The sequence below is a fragment of the Pseudalkalibacillus hwajinpoensis genome (assembly GCF_015234585.1).
In the GTDB taxonomy this organism is placed as follows: Bacteria; Bacillota; Bacilli; order Bacillales; family Guptibacillaceae; genus Guptibacillus; species Guptibacillus hwajinpoensis_B.
The window spans coordinates 293,879-309,479 of sequence record NZ_JADFCM010000001.1; the positions used below are offsets into that span (position 1 = coordinate 293,879).

General features: G+C 41.9%; 16 protein-coding genes. 15 read left to right on the forward strand and 1 reads right to left on the reverse strand.

The window, feature by feature from the left end:
* Window positions 1-11: 11 nt before the first annotated feature.
* The 10 genes from nuoI to spoIID all read left to right on the forward strand — a co-directional run bounded on the left by nuoI (window position 12) and on the right by spoIID (window position 10,130).
* Window positions 12-431: an NADH-quinone oxidoreductase subunit NuoI gene (gene nuoI, locus IQ283_RS01490; RefSeq protein WP_194218398.1), complete on the forward strand. Its 420-nt coding sequence runs from the start codon at window positions 12-14 to the stop codon at window positions 429-431.
* On the forward strand, window positions 428-946 hold the full coding sequence (locus IQ283_RS01495) for an NADH-quinone oxidoreductase subunit J (RefSeq protein WP_194218399.1): 519 nt from the start codon (window positions 428-430) through the stop codon (window positions 944-946). Before nuoI ends, IQ283_RS01495 begins: the two co-directional genes overlap by 4 nt.
* Window positions 943-1,257, forward strand: a complete 315-nt coding sequence (nuoK, locus tag IQ283_RS01500) for an NADH-quinone oxidoreductase subunit NuoK (protein ID WP_194218400.1) — start codon at window positions 943-945, stop codon at window positions 1,255-1,257. The genes IQ283_RS01495 and nuoK overlap by 4 nt, the downstream gene beginning before the upstream one ends.
* Before the next feature lie 16 nt (window positions 1,258-1,273).
* Window positions 1,274-3,115, forward strand: coding sequence for an NADH-quinone oxidoreductase subunit L (nuoL, locus tag IQ283_RS01505; protein WP_194218401.1), 1,842 nt, complete (start codon window positions 1,274-1,276; stop codon window positions 3,113-3,115).
* Window positions 3,115-4,614, forward strand: coding sequence for a complex I subunit 4 family protein (locus tag IQ283_RS01510; RefSeq protein WP_194218402.1), 1,500 nt, complete (start codon window positions 3,115-3,117; stop codon window positions 4,612-4,614). The genes nuoL and IQ283_RS01510 overlap by 1 nt, the downstream gene beginning before the upstream one ends.
* 3 nt (window positions 4,615-4,617) lie before the next feature.
* Window positions 4,618-6,144 carry an NADH-quinone oxidoreductase subunit NuoN gene (gene nuoN, locus IQ283_RS01515; RefSeq protein WP_194218403.1) on the forward strand — a complete coding sequence of 509 codons (1,527 nt, stop codon included), beginning with the start codon at window positions 4,618-4,620 and terminating at the stop codon, window positions 6,142-6,144.
* A 205-nt stretch (window positions 6,145-6,349) separates the two neighbouring features.
* Window positions 6,350-6,583 carry a DUF1146 family protein gene (locus IQ283_RS01520; protein ID WP_098445370.1) on the forward strand — a complete coding sequence of 78 codons (234 nt, stop codon included), beginning with the start codon at window positions 6,350-6,352 and terminating at the stop codon, window positions 6,581-6,583.
* Window positions 6,584-6,836: 253 nt separating this feature from the next.
* A complete protein-coding gene (locus IQ283_RS01525; RefSeq protein ID WP_194218404.1) occupies window positions 6,837-7,583 on the forward strand; it encodes a YwmB family TATA-box binding protein in 747 nt (248 codons plus the stop codon).
* A 29-nt stretch (window positions 7,584-7,612) separates the two neighbouring features.
* Complete coding sequence (murA, locus tag IQ283_RS01530) at window positions 7,613-8,941, forward strand: UDP-N-acetylglucosamine 1-carboxyvinyltransferase (RefSeq protein WP_194218405.1); 1,329 nt, start codon at window positions 7,613-7,615, stop codon at window positions 8,939-8,941.
* Between the two features lie 184 nt (window positions 8,942-9,125).
* Window positions 9,126-10,130: a stage II sporulation protein D gene (spoIID, locus tag IQ283_RS01535; RefSeq protein ID WP_408962556.1), complete on the forward strand. Its 1,005-nt coding sequence runs from the start codon at window positions 9,126-9,128 to the stop codon at window positions 10,128-10,130.
* Between the two features lie 53 nt (window positions 10,131-10,183).
* Here spoIID and IQ283_RS01540 read toward each other — a convergent pair whose 3' ends face one another.
* Window positions 10,184-11,671 carry a glycosyltransferase gene (locus tag IQ283_RS01540; protein ID WP_194218407.1) on the reverse strand — a complete coding sequence of 496 codons (1,488 nt, stop codon included), beginning with the start codon at window positions 11,669-11,671 and terminating at the stop codon, window positions 10,184-10,186.
* 301 nt (window positions 11,672-11,972) lie between these two features.
* On the opposite strand from IQ283_RS01540, the gene IQ283_RS01545 reads away from it, so the two are divergent.
* The 5 genes from IQ283_RS01545 (at window position 11,973) to fabZ (ending at window position 15,561) form a co-directional block, all read left to right on the forward strand.
* On the forward strand, window positions 11,973-12,884 hold the full coding sequence (locus IQ283_RS01545) for a M23 family metallopeptidase (RefSeq protein ID WP_194218408.1): 912 nt from the start codon (window positions 11,973-11,975) through the stop codon (window positions 12,882-12,884).
* A 501-nt stretch (window positions 12,885-13,385) separates the two neighbouring features.
* Window positions 13,386-13,658, forward strand: a complete 273-nt coding sequence (spoIIID, locus tag IQ283_RS01550) for a sporulation transcriptional regulator SpoIIID (protein ID WP_048311390.1) — start codon at window positions 13,386-13,388, stop codon at window positions 13,656-13,658.
* Window positions 13,659-13,797: 139 nt separating this feature from the next.
* Window positions 13,798-14,799 carry a rod shape-determining protein gene (locus IQ283_RS01555; protein WP_194218409.1) on the forward strand — a complete coding sequence of 334 codons (1,002 nt, stop codon included), beginning with the start codon at window positions 13,798-13,800 and terminating at the stop codon, window positions 14,797-14,799.
* Window positions 14,800-14,835: 36 nt separating this feature from the next.
* Window positions 14,836-15,120 carry a DNA-directed RNA polymerase subunit beta gene (locus IQ283_RS01560; RefSeq protein WP_194218410.1) on the forward strand — a complete coding sequence of 95 codons (285 nt, stop codon included), beginning with the start codon at window positions 14,836-14,838 and terminating at the stop codon, window positions 15,118-15,120.
* A gap of 18 nt (window positions 15,121-15,138) precedes the next feature.
* Window positions 15,139-15,561, forward strand: coding sequence for a 3-hydroxyacyl-ACP dehydratase FabZ (gene fabZ, locus IQ283_RS01565; protein ID WP_194218411.1), 423 nt, complete (start codon window positions 15,139-15,141; stop codon window positions 15,559-15,561).
* The last annotated feature ends 40 nt before the right edge of the window (window positions 15,562-15,601 follow it).

Genomic DNA, 15,601 nt, shown 5'->3' on the forward strand with positions numbered 1-15,601 from the left:
GGAAGCCCAACATGCGAGGACTTGCGAAAGGTTTAGCTTACACCCTCAAAAATATGACGAAAGAGAAAGTAACCTATAACTATCCGGATCAGCCACTAGCCTTACCAGATCGATTTCGTGGCATTCAGAAGTTTTATCCTGAGAAGTGTATTGTCTGTAATCAATGCGTTGCCATATGCCCAACTGACTGCATCACCTTATCAGGTAAGAAGCATCCAGACCCAAGCAAGAAAGGTAAAATCATCGACACGTATGATATTAACTTCGAAATTTGCATTCTTTGTGACCTTTGCACAGAGGTATGCCCGACCGAAGCGATCATTATGACGAATAATTTCGAGCTTGCCGAATATAGCCGGGATGATCTTTTTAAGAATTTAGAATGGCTCGATGAAAATGACACGAACCTTCGAAAGGAAAATAAAGTATGACCGGAGAGCTGCTCGTCTTTCTTTTCCTATTTCTTGTGACGATTACTGGCGGCTTGCTGATGATTAATCTAACGAAAGTGATTCATATGATGATGGCGTTAGTGCTAACTTTTCTCGGCATTGCTGGACTTTACGTGATGCTTTCAGCAGAATTCGTGGCTGTTGTGCAAGTTCTGATTTATTCTGGCGCTATTACGATCATCATGTTATTTGGCATCATGCTCACGAAGCATTCTGAAGAAGAATCGAAAACAAGCTGGGCAAAGAAAGGGCTCGTTTTAACTGGGATCACCGTATTCTTTCTGATCGTCTTTAAAGGCATTCGTACTGTTTCTCTCGGGCCACAAGCAGAGAGCTTGCACGAAAATAATACGGAGCAAATAGGTATGATGTTGTTCACAGATTACGTTATTCCATTTGAACTTGTATCTGTGCTCCTACTCGTCGCTCTTGTCGGAGCGATCATTATTGCAAAGAAAGATGATCCCGATGATAAAGAAGGTGAGCAGTCATGAGCTCAATCCCGCTTTCGGCTTTTCTATTAACGGCGTTGATTCTTTTTTGTATCGGTCTCTACGGGGCGTTAACGAAGCGGAACGCCGTCATCGTCCTCATCTCGATCGAGTTAATGCTGAATGCAGTGAACTTAAATCTTGTAGCTTTTGCAAAATATGGCGTAGGTGCTTCGATTCGGGGTCAGGTATTTTCTCTTTTTACCATTACAGTCGCTGCAGCGGAAGCCGCTGTCGGCCTTGCCATTCTTATGGCGCTTTATCGGAACAGGGCTACCGTCAATGTAGATGAAATGAATACACTCAAAAAGTAGCGAAGGGGGTATAAAAGTGGACTATGTCTGGCTTATACCAATGTTGCCGCTTCTATCGTTTCTCATCATTCTATTCACTAGGCCGATTCTTTATCGAAAAGCCGGCGTTGTGGGCACCGTTCTCGCTGGTGCTGCCTTTATTTGTTCCCTTCTCGTGCTTTACAGTCATTTCGTTCAAGGGAACTATCTCGTAGAACACAACTGGCTCTCCATCGATTTAGTGGTGATTACGGTGGGCCTTGAAGTGAATCCGCTAAATGCTTTGATGCTCGTGATCGTCACGCTTGTCAGCTTTCTCGTACATATGTATTCGATCGGTTATATGGCGAATGACGAGCGCTATGCAACGTTCTTTAGTTATCTTGGTCTGTTCACTTTTGCGATGACGGCTCTCGTTCTCTCACCAAACCTCCTTCAACTTTATGTTTTCTGGGAGCTAGTTGGTGTTTGTTCCTTTCTACTAGTAGGTTTTTATTTCTATAAACCAGAAGCAAAGGCAGCTGCAAAAAAAGCTTTTATCGTCACAAGGATTGGAGATATTGGTCTGCTTATTGCGATTTTCCTTCTCTTTTGGCAAACAGGAAGCTTTGAACTCGATGTCATTTTTGAAGCGGCTCAAGCAGGCGATATTGCCCCTTCAATGGTCACGCTAATAGCGATTCTTATTTTCGTAGGGGCGATAGGAAAATCTGGTCAGTTCCCGCTCCACACATGGCTTCCTGATGCGATGGAAGGTCCAACCCCAGTCTCGGCTTTAATCCATGCAGCGACAATGGTTGCTGCGGGTGTTTATCTAGTTGCTGTCATGTATCCACTCTTCGCAAGTTCAGAAACGGCTATGACAACCGTTGCCATAACAGGTGGATTCACCGCCATCTTTGCAGCGACAATCGCCCTTGTCCAGAAAGACATTAAACGCATACTTGCCTACTCAACCATTAGTCAACTAGGGTATATGATGCTTGCCCTTGGTGCAGCGGGCTATACAGCAGGTATTTTCCACCTGACAACTCATGCGTTCTTTAAAGCCTTACTCTTTCTTGCTGCAGGAAGTGTGATCCATGCGGTCCATGAACAAAACATTCATAAAATGGGGGGACTTCGAAAAAAACTGCCTATCACAGCAGTTCTCTTCTTAATAGGTTGCTTATCCATTTCTGGATTTCCGCTATTTGCAGGTTTTTTTAGTAAGGATGAGATACTTGTCGCGACTTATGCGGATGGGCGCTACATTTTATTTGCGATTGCTTTAGTAACCGCTTTTCTGACAGCGTTTTATATGTTTCGCCTTTACTTCCTCGTCTTTTTTGGCACAGGTTCGAGTGAAGCGAAAGAGTCTTCTCGAGTGATGTTGATTCCAATGATTGTCCTTTCGGCTTTGGCTATTGGTGCAGGGTATATTCAGACAACGTGGTTCGGTTCGTTTCTTGGTGACTGGCTAGAAACGAGCCCGTATCCGATATTAGCCAATCATCATTCAGCACCCTCGTGGATTCCGATCAGTGCGAGTTTGTTAGCCATTGCAGGAATTGGACTCGCCTGGTTCATGTATGTAAGAAAAGGCATGGCTCCAGATGAAGGGAGCGAAGTGCATAAGCTGTTAACGCATAAATATTACATCGACGATATATACGAAGCTACTTTTGTAAAAGGAACCCGCGTGATCGGTTATTTCTGGTTGTATTTTGATCGCTTTATTATTGAAGGAGGCGCTCAAGGCATAACGGGAATTGTAAAGCACTTAGGAAAAGTAGGAGCAAGAATTCAATCCGGTCAGGTTCAAACATACGGCACCGTAGCATTCTCTGGTTTAGTGGTCGTGCTCCTATTAATAGCGGTATTTGGGGGGTATTTCTAATGGATGAGTCTTACTTGCTAACGATCTTGATTTTCTCCCCACTACTTGGTGTCATCGTGCTTGCTATGATGCCCCCGCAGCATCAATCAATCAAAACAGTTGGTATTCTTGGCACTGTGCTACCACTAACGTTAACGATTTTTGTATTTAGCTTATACGATCGAACAGTATCAGGCGTTCAATTTGCGGAAACACATCAATGGTTTGAGTTAATGACTGCGATTAGTCCCAACGAGCCTTACCCAGTGACTTATGATCTTGGGGTGACAGGGCTATCCCTTCTTTTTCTAATGCTATCTTCATTGATTACGTTTCTCGCCTCACTTGCAGCTCTTCGCATTCAAGAAGGTGTGAAAGGCTTTTATATCCTCTTTTTGATACTGGAACTTGGCATTCTCGGCGTTTTTTCAAGCGAAAACTTGTTTTTGTTTTTCTTATTCTTTGAAATAACTCTTGTTGCGATGTTTCTACTTGTAGGGAAATGGGGCGGATATGAGCGGGAAAAAGCAGCCTTCTCTTTCTTAGTTTACAACGGGATAGGCTCGATCCTATTGTTAATTGTCATTATCGTTCTCTTTGTTGAGACGAGAACGACGAATATTAGTGAGCTAACCTCCCTCTTACAAGAAACAGAGTCCTATGAAATCATATCTGGAAACACTAGAATGTGGCTGTTTGCCCTGCTGTTACTGGCATTTGGTACAAAGCTTCCAATCGTACCGCTACATACGTGGATGGTACGAGTACACGTGGAGGCTCCAATCGCCATTGTGATGATTCACGCCGGTGTATTACTTAAAATAGGCGCATATGGACTCATACGTTTCGGAGCAGGATTCTTTCCAGAGCAGCTAAAAGAAACGGCAGTTCTTCTAGCTATTCTTGGCGTCATTAATTTGCTGTATGGTGCTTTTATTGCCCTAGTTCAAACAGAACTTCGCGCTGTTCTAGCCTATTCCTCGATTTCGCATATGGGAATTGTCATTCTGGGCGTTGCTTCATTTAATACCGCGGGTCTTCAAGGGGCAGTGTTCCAAACAATTTCTCATGGTCTTATTGCAGCGCTGCTGTTCCTGCTTGTTGGTGTACTGATCGATCGTTTTCACACGACAAAACTTGGAGAATTAGGAGGTATTGCAAGTCAGACGCCCCTTTTTGCAGGTTTTTTCCTGGCAGCCGGGCTGGCATCACTTGGATTACCTGGAATGAGCGGTTTCATCAGTGAATTTCTAGCTTTTTTAGGCTTATTTGAAACGATGCCTGTAATCGGAAGCATAGGCGTGATTGGTCTCATTTTAACAGCGGTTTATATGCTTCGCGCCGTTCTTGCGGTTACCTTTGGTGAAAGACGCCCTGCGTTTGATAAGGAAAGAGATCTATCTGCCGTTGAGCTTGTTCCATCAGCTATTCTTCTCAGTATGATTATTTGGATTGGTGTCTATCCTGCAGTGTTATCTAACACACTTCAAATCGCTCGTACACTCGGGATCGGAGGTTAACGAATGGATATCGATACGTTGCTAGCGTACCAATGGAGCAGTATGATGCCAGAATTCACTATACTAGTAACAGCAGTTGCACTCTCGTTGATCGATCTTTTTATGGATAAAAAGCGAGATAGGTCTATTCTCGTTTGGCTCGCAATCGTCGGCATCGCACTAGCCATTGTCTTTCTTATTTTTCAGTTTGATAATGGAGTTGTCACGATTCTAAATCAAACTTATCGACTGGATTCTTTTGCGAAAGCGTTTAAGCTTCTTATGCTAATTGGGACTGGTTTCGTTATGCTTCTAGGCTTGAAAACGAATGATCTAAGCGAAGTGAAAGGTGAGTACCACTACCTTCTTCTAACGGGTTTACTAGGTGGTATGATGATGGCTTCGAGTGCAGATCTGATTACACTTTTTGTAGGTCTAGAATTATTAAGCCTATCTTCATATGTTCTAGTGGGAATTCGAAAGAAAGATAAGCTCGCAAATGAAGCGGCGTTTAAATATGTCGTTAATGGCGGTATAGCGACTGCGATCACGCTGTTTGGGATGAGCTATTTATTTGGACTTACTGGAGAAACAAATATATATGAAATTCAAGCGCTAATGGGAAGCGAAGTCGTGACGGAAAATCGTTATCTTGCCGTTTTTGCTTTTCTCATGATATTCGTTGGTCTAGCCTTTAAAATTACGGCTGCTCCGTTTCATATGTGGGCACCAGATGTATACCAGGGAGCCGAAACACCGATTACAGCTTATCTTAGTGTTGTTTCTAAAATAGCTGGATTTGCAATCACACTTAGACTGCTAATGGTACCGTTTGTCTTTGCACCTGGTACGGGAAAAGTGATTACACCAGAGGGAATCAGCTATGAAACGCTACTTGTATCGGTTCGACCTTATCTTGTTCTATTAGCTATTCTAACGATTCTTATAGGAAATGTGATGGCACTAAGACAGCTGAATGCAAAACGACTTTTGGCTTATTCCAGCATTGCGCACGCAGGGTATCTTCTCGTACCGTTAGCCGCTCTTTCTGAGTTAGTCTTTGATGCTGTGTGGTTTTATCTCGCCGCTTATCTGTTGATGAATCTGGGGGCTTTCGCAGTCATCCATGCCTTGACGGAAAATGATGAGGAGGTCACGGTGGCTTCGTTTGCAGGACTATTTCAGCGAGCGCCGTATGTAACCATTGCTATGACGATCTATCTTCTATCTCTCGCTGGTATCCCGCTCACAGCTGGTTTCATCGGTAAGTTCGAGATTTTCATGAGTGCCCTTGGAACCGAACCGAAGCGATATTTTTTAGTGGTGGCTATGCTAGCGGGCACAGTGCTTTCCTATGTTTATTATTTTGGGCTGTTTATTCAAATGTACTTTCGACCTTCCCAAACAAAAAGGCCGGTTTTGGCATCAAATGGCATCGTCACCGTGCTAGCCATAACGGCAGCTGGAACCGTTTTACTTGGGGTTTTCCCTTCCATTGCGTTATCCTTTATACATGATCATTTTCAATTTCTAGAGGTTTTTAATCCTTAGAACAGCAGATCATTCTGCTGTTTTTTTCATGAATGAGTGCATTCCTACCAGATTATGACGAAAATGACTTATTTTGAATTGAAATAATCCCTTTTATAGTGGGAAAGTAGGGTATTCATTTGGGTGGAAATCTTTTATAATAGGCTCTTAGATGGAAAAATGTACGTTTGTCGAATGGTGCACTTGCAGATAGGGGGTAGAGAAGATGACAGAAGCACTGGCGCAACAATCGATTTTAACGATTGTCATTAACCTGGTTTTCATTATGATCACCTGGTGGGCGCTACAAACCGTTCGGTTCGATGTATTCTTTAAAAAACCGAACAGTCCACAGGCGAAAGTCCTCATGATCTTACTAACCCTAAGCATCGGCTCCCTCGCAAGCAGTTTCTTCCTAGATTACTACAACTGGTCACTCCGTCTACAATATTTCTTTTGAAAAATGAAAAGCGAAAACGCCCGTTTAAACCCGACAAGCGCTGGAGCCATTTAGAATGAACACGGTCTTTGTGTTCAATCTAAATGGTGAAGCGATCGAGGGACTGGGGGTTGTAGCTAGACAAACACACCAGCGTTAACATACAGAAGCTTCGTACGGAATTTGTCGGGAACTGACTACAACTTCCATGTATGCACTCCCTCCTCATGGTCACACTGAAAGATAAGAAGACCTGAACGGGGAGAGGGTTAAGATGAAGCTTCTAATCGGAGTATTATCTATTTTACTTTTAGCGAGTTTTTCAAATGGTACATCAGTCTCAATTGAAGATGACACGGAAGTAAAAGTAACCGAAATGGCGAATGTTTTATTAACCCACAATTATTCAATTGAGGGCTGGTCTCTTTACACACGAGAAAAAGTGAGTTTCATCCAGGAATCGTTAGGGTACAAAGGTATTACGTCTAAGCTTACAGAAAGAGCACCCGGTTTTTCGTGGGGTGATCTGGTAAAAAATGATGGAAATGTAAAAGTAAGTGGGACAAGAATTGATTCTAAGCTAGGTACGAAAGAAACACTGACACTCGTGTCATATCCAGAAAACAATCGCATTAGCTCTTATCTTATTTACAAAATGGAAATAACAGGATTTTCTCAGGAGGAATGGCGAACAACGTACGAACGTTTTAAGGCACAAAAGACACAATTATACCCGCAAGAAACACCAGTTTTCACTTGTTTTGTAGGCGAGAAAAATGATACAATGAACATTGTTTTGTACAATGAAGCAGACAAGCTGTTAGGAGCTTTTTCCGCTTCAAAAGTAGAAGAAATCAATGAAGAGACGTTTGTATCTCTTTCCGCATACCATGAAGAGTGGGAAGAAGATCTTGTAACGAACAACAAGAGAATGAACATACAAATAGCATTACGCAATACAGGAATAGGCGGCGGAATAACCGCAACAATTGGCACACCAATAATTACGACTGAATATTAATATACAAATAGGACGCGGAGGGGAATACGTTGGAAAAAATCATCGTCCGAGGTGGCAGGAGATTGTCTGGCTCTGTGAAAGTTGAAGGAGCTAAAAATGCAGTCTTGCCCGTCATCACAGCATCTATTTTAGCAGGAGAAGGCACGAGCACGTTAAAAGATGTGCCTGCCCTTTCAGATGTACACACGATAAGTGAAGTATTAAGCTATCTTAATGTTGAGACGCAAATAGAAGGCAACACGATTAAAGTAGACGCAACAAAACCTTTGGAAACAGAGGCACCATTTGAAGCAGTTCGTAAAATGCGAGCTTCGTTTCTTGTAATGGGACCACTTTTGGCCCGTGTGGGTCATGCTCGTATTGCACTACCTGGAGGTTGCGCAATTGGTTCAAGACCAATTGATCAACACCTTAAAGGGTTTGAAGCGATGGGTGCAGAAGTTACGATTGGTAACGGCTTTATTGAAGCAGGCATCAAAGGTAGACTTCAAGGAGCAAAGATTTATCTTGATTTCCCAAGTGTAGGCGCCACTGAGAACATTATGATGGCTGCTGTACTTGCTGAAGGTACGACAGTAATGGAAAACGTTGCTCAAGAGCCTGAGATCGTTTGTCTTGCAAATTATTTGAACGCTATGGGTGCGAAAGTTCGCGGTGCAGGTACTGCTACAATACGCATTGAAGGCGTAGAGAAACTAGTTGGAGCAGAGCATGCTGTAATCCCAGACCGTATTGAAGCAGGAACATTCATGGTAGCTGCTGCAATTACTGGTGGTAACGTTCTGATCGAGAATGCTGTATCTGAACATCTTCGTCCACTTATTGCGAAAATGGAAGAAATGGGCGTAGAAATTACAGAAGAAGGTCAGGGACTTCGTATTGTTGGACCTGAAACGCTCAAGCCTGTTGATTTGAAAACAATGCCTCACCCTGGATTCCCGACGGATATGCAATCCCAGATGATGGCGTTGCTACTTCAAGCGAAGGGTACAAGTGTGATTACTGAAACAGTATTTGAAAATCGGTTCATGCACGTGGAAGAATTCCGCCGCATGAATGGTAACATTAAGATTGAAGGACGCGCTGCTATTATCGAAGGGCCTTCTACACTTCAAGGTGCAGAAGTATCCGCTACTGATTTGCGCGCTGGAGCTGCTTTGATTCTTGCTGGCCTTGTAGCTGATGGCTACACTCGCGTTGATGAGCTTAAGCACTTGGATCGCGGTTACGTGAACTTCTCCGGAAAGCTTGCAAGTCTTGGAGCTGACGTTGAACGCGTAACAGTTGATGAAGATGCAAAGCCTGCAACAGAATCAACTGAAGAGCAATCAGTTAACATGAAACCAAAATTTGCATAATCTAATAATAAAGAAAAAAAGGAGGCCACTGGCCTCCTTTTTTGTATGCAACCAAAATAAATACTATATTTAATGACTGACAGATTATTGGTAAAAAACGTTTTGGCTGCTAGCATTTCTGTTCTAAATGGTTGTCCAACTCCATACGATGATAGGGGTAAACAATCGAGAAGGAGGCATGCGGATGAAGCGAATGGTAGGTTCACTTATTCTATTTGCAGCGATTCTAATCCTTCTTCCATCTATCTTGGTTTTACCTTTTGGAACAACGGAGATGAAGCAACCAGTAAGTGAAGGAAATCAGATGGCTGAGAAGAAGGTGGCAGAAGTGGTGGAAGTGGAAGTCCCGGTCTATCGTTCAGCAAAGACTGTGACGACGAGCATACCGATCGAAGATTATGTAAAAGGCGTTGTTGCTGCTGAGATGCCTACAGATTTCAATATGGAAGCTTTAAAGGCTCAAGCTCTCACAGCGAGAACATTTGTCGTAACAAAGCTCACAAACCCTCCTGCGGACCTTCCCGATCAAGCGGTTGTAACGGATACGGTTCAGGATCAGGTATATAGAGATGAAGCCGAGCTTAAGAAAGCATGGGGCAAAGACTTTAAAGAGAAATATGCAAGAATAGAAGAAGCAGTTCAAGCCACGGCAGGGCAAATTTTAACGTATGATGGGAATCCGATTTATGCTTCCTTTTTCTCAACAAGCAACGGCTATACCGAGAATTCGGAAGATTATTGGGAAAATAAAGCTCCGTACTTAAGAAGTGTCGAAAGTCCTTGGGACGTTGATTCTCCAAAGTATGAAGATAAAGCGACGTTTACAGTAGCCGACTTCGAAAAGAAGTTAGGAGTCACGCTCACTAATGACCAATCGATTGGAACGATCAAAAACCTGACGGAAGGTAAAAGAGTTGCGGAAGTTTCAATAAATGGGAAGCAGTTTACAGGAAGAGAAGTCAGGGACCTTCTTGGCCTTCGTTCTTCTGACTTCACATGGGACCGGAGCGGCGATACGATTACTGTTTCCACGAAAGGATTTGGGCACGGCGTAGGCATGAGTCAATATGGAGCTAATGGAATGGCTGAGGACGGCAGTGCTTACTCTGATATCGTTAAATATTATTATCAAGGTGTTGCCATTAGTGAAATGGAAAAATACGTGACGAATTTTACAGCCCAAAGATAAAAGGCCGCATCAAATGCGGCCTTTTATCTTTGGGTAAGTTTTGTGAATAGCTATTATTTGAAGAAGGGTAACTTAAATTTTTTCTCTTGTTTTCCGATAAGTGTTGTCCAATTTTTTACGAAAGCTGGCTCACGGTACTCCTTATCTACTTCGATCTTGCCAAATAATTTATCCTTAACTTGTACCATTGCTTCAGACAAAGCCTCAATATTATTTTTTTCAACCATAAGTCCGTTTTCCTGGTCTTTTATTAAATCTCTTGGTCCGTATTTAATATCATAAGCTACAACTGGGCAACCATTGTTTAGGCTTTCCATGATAACGAGTCCAAACCCTTCGTACTGACTTGGCAGGAAAGATGCTTTTGCAGTAGCAAATACGCTTTCTGGGTCATCTGTTAGCCCTTTTAAGAAAATGTGCTTTTCAAGCTGATATTCTTTGATTTTTTCTTCGAGCTTTTCTTTCATCGGGCCTTCACCATATATATCAAGAGTGAAAGTAGACAGCTGTTCTCTAGTCAATTGGAAGGCTTCGATTAAATGGTCAGGTTGCTTCACATCAGTTAAGCGACCGATGAAAACAAATTTATTTTCACGCTCTCCTTTCAGATTTAAGGTTGATGGTGCGATAGAATGCGGGATAATGCTAATCTTTTCATTGTTAAAAATTAAATGAGAGAGATCCTTTTTTTGCTCTTGGGTTAACGCGACGATATGATCAACTTCATCTGCATGGTCGATAATATATTGATAAGATGATTTGATATCATTGATATCTTCACTTTGTAAGTGTGTATTATGAAGAATCGCGATTTTCGTAAGATCGTTACCTTTCAGCTCACACATAGGTTTATCAAGTAGACGAGCGTCATTAATAATGGTAGAAGAATCCTCAATCATCTGCTCCAGGCAATAGCGGAAGAAATCTTTTTCTGTTTTAAACTCAAGAATGCCTTTTTCAGTGAAATGATGGATACGAATGATCTTGTTGTCACTCGTCCCATCGTATGTTTGGTTAACATAGGCATGTCCGCGATCATCATAATAGATCTCTTCAAGCTTATTTGTCGTCCCTTGTTTGTAATTGATCTTCCGATGGCATTTTCCTCGTTTATTAAATTCCTTTCGACACGCACGTTTGTGATTATAAGGATCCATAAAATCAATGAATTTCAGTGATCCATCTTCTGAATCGTAACTCTTATAAAGAACGTATTCGCCGTTTTCAAAATAGCGATAGGTTTTATTCTTTTTAATTTCACGATACGTAAGTCCTTCTTCCTCAAGTGGTTGTTCGACTCTATCACCAGAATAAGAACGATCGGCAAGATAGTCGTAGATGTTCATCATCTTCACCGAACGTGGAACTTTGTTTTCCCGATAATATTGCTCATATATGTCCCCATAGTAAGGATTGTAATTTGTTGTAATAATGGTATAGTTCAGGTCAGCCTGTTCTACTAATTTCTTAGTACGATCGAGGAGGGACTTTGTTCTGCCTCCAAATTGCTCGGGCAGTGTTGATGTAATGACGTAATTCATAATAGATTAATCCCCTTCATTCTCGTCTTGAATTAATCAAAACGGATTTTAGTGCCAAAAGTGTAGTTAAAGATTATATACCCTCATATCCAAGGAATCATTCTTACAAACAGATAACAAAATATAAAACAATAAATAATGGCATATATAGAAAAATACGCCTAAAATCATAAGTAAATACTGGGAAAATCGAAATCATGAATAAAAACAACCCCCTTATCAAAAAATAAATAGACATTTTTTTAGGAACATGTATATAAATCTCGCAACCTGACCACAATGTTGCTGAGGTGATGAACAAATGGGAGACGAAAAACAACGATCTCATCCTGTTGAAAAAAGCGCTTCTAAATGGCAGAAGCTAGCAAGAAAACGCTGGATCTATCCGGCAGTCTATCTTGGTTTTGCAGCAATTGTTCTTGCAGCCGTTCTATGGATGCAAGGTGGGCAAGAAAATGCTGGCCCGAAAGATTTAAGCGGAATTGATGAAGAAAGAAGTGCCTTTGACACTAATGACGAGTCCGTTCCAGTCCTTGGTGATTCAGAAGTCTTTAAAGTACCTGCATCCGAAGATAGTGGTGTATTTGTGCAGAAACAATTCTATGACACATCAGCTAGCACGCAAGAACAACAAGCAGCCCTTGTTTTCTATAATAATACCTACTACCAAAATGCAGGAATTGACTACGCTAGTGAAGATGGAGCAAGCTTTGAAGTTAAAGCTGCAATGAGTGGTAAGGTTGTTAAAGTATCAGACGACCAGCTGCTAGGAAATGTAGTTCATTTAGAACATGCAGATGGGGTTGTTACTGTCTATGAATCGCTTGAAGCAGTTGAAGTGGCAGAAGGCGATAAAGTGAAGCAAGGCGATAAGCTTGGTAAGGCTGGAACAAACACATTTGATACAGACGCTGGTGTACACGTACACTTTGAAGTTCGTAAAGATGGCACTCCAGTTAACCCACTTGATGTTTTTAATCAACCTTCTTCAGCAATTGAAGGTCCAGAAAAAGCCGGCAATGAAGTTTCCAACCCATCAGCCTCAGAAGGTACTGATGTTGAGAACAAAGACAACAGTACAGAATCCGAAATGGATGCTGAGAAAGACGCCGAAGATGATGCAAAGAGTGCTGACGAGGATAAATCCGACGAGCAAAATAACAATGAGCAGAAATCGGATGATCAAAAATCAGATACAAAGGATTCAGAGTAACAGAAATCCCCGAGCAATCGGGGGTTTTTTATTTGTTTTCGATTCAACATGACACGGTTCGACCTTTCCCGGGAAATAGCATGCTAATTCCAGTTTTATAGCATAAAAAGAATTGAAATTGATTGAAATCCTGGGGATTAAAGAAATCAATTAGTAAATAATTGCATGAAAAGATGCGAAAAGAAATACTATAGAAGAGGTTCTTTTAGGAAATGATTTAGCATACCAAAAAGGCAAAAATCGGTCATTATAAGAAAATTTAAATAAAACCCCTTGTCCCTCTTGACTTTTTGGTATATAACCACCTTTGCCTTAATAAAATGTTACAAAACTTAGTAAATGAGGGGCAGAGGTGAGAAGTTGTGGTAAGGCTTCGAAGTATTCTTGCATGCAATACTCCTGACATCATGTAGGTCGACCTGATGACTAGAGCTTCGTAGCATGATCACTTTATCAGTCTCATTTCGCATCTCTCACATCCAATTTAGGGAGGCGAGTGGTGTGCACGATTACATCAAAGAGCGAACCATCAAGATTGGAAATTACATCGTGGAGACTAAGAAAACGGTGAGGGTGATCGCCAAAGAGTTTGGAGTGTCCAAAAGTACCGTTCATAAGGATTTAACAGAACGGCTTCCCGAAATTAATCCGGACCTCGCCAATGAGGTGAAGGGGATTCTCGAGTATCATAAATCGATACGCCATCTCCGCGGCGGCGAAGCGACGAGAATAAAATATAGAAAGGATACGGAAAAAGAAGAAGCTGTCAAATAATACGCCTAAAAACGACATTTTTTTCTAAATACTTTCTTCCTGGTTCTTTATTTGTGGTACAATATACTAATGGATAAGTAGTTTAAACATACTAGGACTGAGACAATAGATGAGTGAAAGAATACAGGGAGGATAAGTCATGTTTTCACGTGATATTGGGATTGATTTAGGTACCGCGAACGTACTGATTTATGTGAAAGGCAGAGGCATAGTGTTGGATGAACCTTCTGTCGTGGCATTAGACACTGGTACTGGAAGAGCACTTGCTGTAGGTGAAGAAGCAAGACAAATGGTTGGCCGGACTCCTGGAAACATCGTTGCAACACGTCCATTGAAAGATGGCGTTATTGCAGACTTCGATATTACAGAAGTGATGCTGAGACATTTCTTGAACAAAATTAATGTAAAAAGCTTTCTATCTAAGCCGCGTATTCTAATTTGTACGCCAACAAACATTACGTCTGTTGAAAAGAAAGCGATTAAAGAAGCTGCTGAAAAAAGCGGTGGAAAACAAATTTTCCTTGAAGAAGAACCAAAAGTAGCAGCGATTGGCGCTGGCATGGATATATTTCAGCCAAGCGGTAATATGGTTGTGGACATTGGCGGTGGAACGACGGATATCGCAGTTCTTTCAATGGGCGATATTGTCACCGCCTCTTCCATTAAAATGGCAGGGGACAAGTTCGATTACGAAATCCTGGATTACATCAAGAAAACGTATAAGCTTCTCATAGGGGAGCGGACAGCAGAACAAATTAAGATTAACGTAGCAACGGTATTTCCAGGCGGCCGGAAAGAAGAACTTGATATTCGTGGACGAGATATGGTTTCAGGACTTCCTCGCACGATCACAGTGAAATCTGATGAAATTCAGCAGGCCCTTCAGGAGCCAATTACACATATGGTAATGGCCGCGAAGAGCGTACTTGAAAGAACTCCTCCAGAACTTTCAGCAGATATTATTGACCGTGGTGTCATCATGACAGGCGGGGGTGCTTTGCTTCACGGTATTGATCAGCTATTCGCTGAAGAGCTAATGGTACCTGTACTCATTGCCGAAGAGCCAATGAGCTGCGTTGCAAAAGGGACAGGCCTCATGCTTGAGCATATTGACAAAATTGCAAAGAAAAAATTAGTCTAAATTAGAACGGAAACTATTCGTAAGGGTGTAATCATAATGGCGAACAACCATGAAAAGGTGAACCAGACCTCAGAGCATAAGGAACTTCCTAATGAAGAGGCCATAAAAACGAATAAGAATAAAGAAACGAAAGAGCGTAAGCCAAGGATTCGGTTAATTCCAATCTGGCTACGCCTTCTTCTCGTTGCCCTATTGCTCGTCGCTTCACTTGTAGCAGGTGCGATGATCGGTTACGGTGTCATTGGAGACGGAAGCCCTGCAGACGTCTTTAAGAAGAGTACATGGGTAAAGATTAGTGATATCGTCAAAAAAGAAGAGTAACAGTTAGGAGAATGAATTATGTTAGATAGTCAGGACATTAAGAAGATTATCCCGCATCGTTACCCTTTTCTGCTCGTTGATCGAATTCTTGAAGTAGAAGAAGAAGTAAGAGCAGTTGGTATAAAGAACGTTACGGCGAATGAAGAGTTCTTTAATGGACATTTTCCAGACTACCCAGTTATGCCAGGTGTGTTAATCGTAGAAGCGCTTGCTCAGGTAGGTGCTGTCGCGATGCTGAAGAAGGAAGATAATCAAGGCAAGCTAGCCTTCTTTACTGGTATTGACAAATGTCGCTTTAAAAAACAGGTTAAGCCGGGAGATCAGCTTCGTCTCGAAGTTGAAATCATTCGTATCAAAGGACCGATCGGCAAAGGTAAAGCAACAGCAACAGTGGATGGCGAAGTTGCAGCAGAAGCCGAGATTATGTTTGCATTGAAGTAGGACAAGCAAATCCCTATTTCCGTAATTTACACGGAAATAG

Coding starts and splice junctions, on each gene's coding strand:
- nuoI (WP_194218398.1), top strand. CDS start 12: ATGCGAGGACTTGCGAAAGGTTTAGCTTACACCCTCAAAAATATGACG.
- IQ283_RS01495 (WP_194218399.1), top strand. CDS start 428: ATGACCGGAGAGCTGCTCGTCTTTCTTTTCCTATTTCTTGTGACGATT.
- nuoK (WP_194218400.1), top strand. CDS start 943: ATGAGCTCAATCCCGCTTTCGGCTTTTCTATTAACGGCGTTGATTCTT.
- IQ283_RS01510 (WP_194218402.1), top strand. CDS start 3,115: ATGGATGAGTCTTACTTGCTAACGATCTTGATTTTCTCCCCACTACTT.
- nuoN (WP_194218403.1), top strand. CDS start 4,618: ATGGATATCGATACGTTGCTAGCGTACCAATGGAGCAGTATGATGCCA.
- IQ283_RS01520 (WP_098445370.1), top strand. CDS start 6,350: ATGACAGAAGCACTGGCGCAACAATCGATTTTAACGATTGTCATTAAC.
- IQ283_RS01525 (WP_194218404.1), top strand. CDS start 6,837: ATGAAGCTTCTAATCGGAGTATTATCTATTTTACTTTTAGCGAGTTTT.
- spoIID (WP_408962556.1), top strand. CDS start 9,126: ATGAAGCGAATGGTAGGTTCACTTATTCTATTTGCAGCGATTCTAATC.
- IQ283_RS01540 (WP_194218407.1), bottom strand. CDS start 11,671: ATGAATTACGTCATTACATCAACACTGCCCGAGCAATTTGGAGGCAGA.
- IQ283_RS01545 (WP_194218408.1), top strand. CDS start 11,973: ATGGGAGACGAAAAACAACGATCTCATCCTGTTGAAAAAAGCGCTTCT.
- IQ283_RS01555 (WP_194218409.1), top strand. CDS start 13,798: ATGTTTTCACGTGATATTGGGATTGATTTAGGTACCGCGAACGTACTG.
- IQ283_RS01560 (WP_194218410.1), top strand. CDS start 14,836: ATGGCGAACAACCATGAAAAGGTGAACCAGACCTCAGAGCATAAGGAA.
- fabZ (WP_194218411.1), top strand. CDS start 15,139: ATGTTAGATAGTCAGGACATTAAGAAGATTATCCCGCATCGTTACCCT.